Annotated in this window: 2 protein-coding genes; both read right to left on the bottom strand. The window is 30.1% G+C overall.

The features are described 5' to 3' along the window. Positions 1–134: 134 nt before the first annotated feature. A complete protein-coding gene (locus ACOSP6_RS00370) occupies positions 135–1,010 on the bottom strand; it encodes an SMI1/KNR4 family protein (protein WP_422092675.1) in 876 nt (291 codons plus the stop codon). Between the two features lie 161 nt (positions 1,011–1,171). Continuing rightward, positions 1,172–1,798, bottom strand: coding sequence for a hypothetical protein (locus tag ACOSP6_RS00365; RefSeq protein WP_422092353.1), 627 nt, complete (start codon positions 1,796–1,798; stop codon positions 1,172–1,174). Positions 1,799–1,899 lie beyond the last annotated feature (101 nt).

Here is a 1,899-nt window from a genome sequence, read left to right as displayed (position 1 = left end):
TATGATTTTTTGCGGGAAAAGGACGCGAGTTCTTTTCCGTTGTTGCGGAAAGATAATTAATAAGGATGAATTTCCGGTGAGGAAATTCAGCCGCAATTAATTATATACTTTGTTGGCAACTTTAATTATTAATTTTAACCTGCTGTAGGTTCTAAATCAAATACTAAAATGGCTTTCAGAGGAATTTCTTTCATTTTATTTAGAATTTCCGTCTTAGTCAAAACACTATTCCCAATTTTAAAAATCCATCTTACATTTTCGTGAGTAGGATAATTTACAAACCCATCCTCTTCGACATTAAAAGCTAGCCATACTAAATCAGACTTACCAACAACCTTAGTCATAGTAAAACCATATTCTGGATCTACTGTTGTAGTTTCTTTGTAGTCAGAACTTATAATCTTGCCCCTTAAAGCTTTAAAACTCGGGTCATTTCGCAAATCTTCAAATTGAACCCCAAAAGAAGTTTCTATCAAACTAATTAGCTCTTGGTCAGAATAACTGTTAGATTCAATCACAAACTCATAGTATGGGGAATCATACTTTAAGTCAGACAAAAACTCCTTGAATGAAGAGGCTATGACATAATCACTCTCTAATTGAGGGTTTATTACACTTATTTTAGGCTCTTTAGAGAATTCATCTGTATTTCTATAGTCTAAGCATATTATGGCGTTTGAACTATCATTGAGTTGTATTAACTTATCTGAATCTTTAGGGAAACTTATCTCTTCGCCTTTCTCATCTGTAATGTAGTAATTATCCCAGTCAGTATTAAATATTGAATTATCAGATTGCCCTATTCCAAGTATTAATCCATCATACCAGTCAATTTTTGGATGCGAATTAAAGCGGAGAAATCCTCCATTTCTAAATCTCAATAGGTTCAAATATTCATATGGAAGTTTTACTTTAAAATGATTTTCTGCAATCTCAATCATTTTATCTGTTAGAGGTTCGCATGTTGAATGAGTATACTTTCTACCCCAAAAATATTTCAAATTTTCCATGTTATTATTGTTGCCAACGTATTTGTGTATGATTTTTTGCGTGAAAAGGACGCGAGTACTTTTCCGATGTTGCGGAAAGATAATTAATAAGATTGAATTTCCGGCGAGGTCCCGAAGCTTCGGGACAGCCGCAATTAATTATACACCTTGTTGGCAAATCGTCATTCATAATATCTCAAAGTATCTATTTTTATATACAAAGTATCTAATGTTTTTATTTTATCAAATTTTATGTTTAGAGTTCTGTTTATTGTAGAATCATTATCATAACTCAATCCTTTAGATTCTTCAACTTGAAAAACAGAATCGTTCAAAAATTTATATTGTTGGCTATATAAGTCCCAATCCATATTATACTCTAACGATACAGACTTTAAAAGTTTCCAATTGTAATTAAAGATATATAAATCAATATATTCTTTTTCGTTATCCGATTCAATCGTTTTAAAATTAATTATTACAGGGATAAGAGAATCAAAAGGTTTTTTAATTTCTCTCAAAAATGCTTCATCGATAGTGGATAATTGATAATTAAAAATTTCATTAAATAATTCATTAGGGATATTAGTCTTTTTATCTAAATAATAGATTAGTGTATCAGTAATTCTATTATTAGGGAGTTTGTGATTAAAAGAATCAGTTTCTTTGAGGTCATTGAGTTTGTATTTCTTGTCTATAATTATCAACGAATCTAAATTTTTATCATCTTTTCCTATGTTATTTTTAGACTTTGTTCCACAACTGAAAAGAAAAAAAGCGGTTAATAAGTTGATGGTAATTTTATTCAATTGGTTCAATTTTTTAATGTTTGCCAACGTATTTGTGTATGATTTTTTTGCGGGAAAAGGACGCGAGTTCTTTTCCTATGTTTCGGAAAGATAATTAATAA

The sequence above is a fragment of the Tenacibaculum sp. MEBiC06402 genome (genome assembly GCF_049239625.1).
GTDB lineage: Bacteria > Bacteroidota > Bacteroidia > Flavobacteriales > Flavobacteriaceae > Polaribacter.
The sequence above is the reverse complement of the archived record's forward strand: the minus strand, read 5'-3'. Positions and strand labels throughout refer to the sequence as shown.